Source organism: Hydrogenophaga sp. 70-12 (assembly GCF_001897365.1).
In the GTDB taxonomy this organism is placed as follows: domain Bacteria; phylum Pseudomonadota; class Gammaproteobacteria; order Burkholderiales; family Burkholderiaceae_C; genus Hydrogenophaga; species Hydrogenophaga borbori.
Map to the genome: position 1 here is coordinate 1 of NZ_MKSS01000326.1, position 1,305 is coordinate 1,305.

Annotated in this window: 2 protein-coding genes; one reads left to right on the plus strand and one right to left on the minus strand. The window is 71.0% G+C overall.

Annotated features, from left to right (window positions below; all coding sequences use genetic code 11):
- Positions 1-54 precede the first annotated feature (54 nt).
- Positions 55-579, minus strand: a complete 525-nt coding sequence (gene bamE, locus BGO22_RS17010) for an outer membrane protein assembly factor BamE domain-containing protein (RefSeq protein ID WP_070397272.1) — start codon at positions 577-579, stop codon at positions 55-57.
- Positions 580-682: 103 nt separating this feature from the next.
- On the opposite strand from bamE, the gene BGO22_RS17015 reads away from it, so the two are divergent.
- A partial coding sequence (locus tag BGO22_RS17015; protein WP_286851890.1) for a SulP family inorganic anion transporter occupies positions 683-1,305 on the plus strand: 623 nt, incomplete at its 3' end.

Genomic DNA, 1,305 nt, shown 5'->3' on the forward strand with positions numbered 1-1,305 from the left:
TCTTCGTGCTGGAGCCCACGCCCGGCGCCGTGCCGGGCATGCGGGTGCGCTGAGCTAGCGCTTCTGCAGGTCCGGGTCCGGCATGGTCCCGGTCTTGATCACGCGCAGGTCCTTGTCGAAGGCCACGCTGAAGATCATGGGCTCGGTCTGGCCCTTGGCCTGGAAGCGCCAGTCCTGGTGCGTCTCGCCATTGAGCGGAAAGGTCTGCACCTTGCGCGGCTTGCCGAGCAGGCGGCGCACCTGCTCCAGCGGCATGCCGGGCTGCACCTTGGCGAAGTTCTCCTCGGTCAGCACCTGCGAGACCTTCACCAGCACGCCGTCGGCGCCGATGGTGACCATGTAGTTCACCACGCCCTCGGGCTGGCGGTTGTACTCATAGATCTGCGCGCCCTCCTCGCCCTCCCACACGGCCTCGGGCTGGCCGAACTTCTCGCGCACGTCGGCCTCGGTGGACACGCCGGGCTCCAGCTCGGCGATGTTCTGCAGATCGCAAGCGCCCACGAAGCCGACGGCGGCGAGCACGCCGGTGATCAGGCGGCCCAGGCGCCACCAGGCGCTGCGGGTGTTCGGTCGGGTCATGCGGGGGCTCCTTCTGTCCTGGCGGCCGGCGGGGGTCGGCCGGCGTGAGCGGCAGTGTAGGACCTTGCCTTGCGGTGCCGGTAGCCATCGGTAACATCGGCCCATGCCTGGCCTGCCGCCCCTCGCACCGTTTCGCCCGCGCCTGCTGGCGGACCTGCGCGGCTACGACGGCGGCCGCTTCGCCCGCGACCTCGGGGCGGGTGTCACGGTGGGCATCGTGGCGCTGCCGCTGGCCATGGCCTTCGCCATCGCGAGCGGCCTGCCGCCCCAGGCGGGGCTGTGGACGGCCATCATCGGCGGGCTGCTGGTCTCGCTGCTGGGCGGCACCTCGGTGCAGATCGCGGGGCCGGCGGGCGCGTTCATCGTCATCGTCTACGGCATCGTCGAGCGCTACGGCGTGGCCAACCTGCTGATCTCCACCGCCAGCGCCGGCGTGCTGCTGTTCCTGCTGGGCCTGTTCCGCCTGGGCGCGCTGGTGCGCTACGTGCCGGTCAGCGTGGTGATCGGCTTCACCAATGGCATCGCGGTGCTGATCGCGCTGTCGCAGCTGCGCGACCTGCTGGGCCTGCGCGTGCCGCACATGCCGGCCAACTTCTTCGGCCAGATGGCCACCATGGGCCGCCACCTGGACACCGTCAACCCCTGGGCGCTGCTGTTGGGCGCGCTGTGCGTGCTGGGCCTGTTCGTGTGGCCGCGCCTGTGGGCCACCGACTCGCGCTTTCGCCG